Here is a 258-nt window from a genome sequence, read left to right as displayed (position 1 = left end):
CGGCTTCGCGGGTGGCGGAGTCGAACAGTTCGGGGATTTCCTCGCGGGTGCGGGCCACTTTCATGCCGCGTCCGCCGCCACCGAATGCGGCTTTGATGGCGATGGGGAGGCCGTGTTCGTCGACGAAGGCCAGGATTTCGTCGGCGTCCTTGACCGGTTCGGAGGTGCCGGGGACCGACGGTGCTTTGGCGCGGGCGGCGATGTGGCGGGCGGTGACCTTGTCGCCGAGGTCGCGGATGGACTGGGGGGACGGTCCGA

Annotated in this window: 1 pseudogene; it reads right to left on the bottom strand. The window is 69.4% G+C overall.

The annotated features are described in order from the left end of the window. Positions 1–258: pseudogene (locus MTX35_RS25505) on the bottom strand (acetyl-/propionyl-CoA carboxylase subunit alpha); the annotation flags it as partial.

Origin of the sequence: Rhodococcus sp. ARC_M12, assembly GCF_022810385.1 — a bacterium.
Classification (GTDB): Bacteria; Actinomycetota; Actinomycetes; order Mycobacteriales; family Mycobacteriaceae; genus Rhodococcoides; species Rhodococcoides navarretei.
This window is presented reverse-complemented; position numbering and strand designations above follow the sequence as displayed.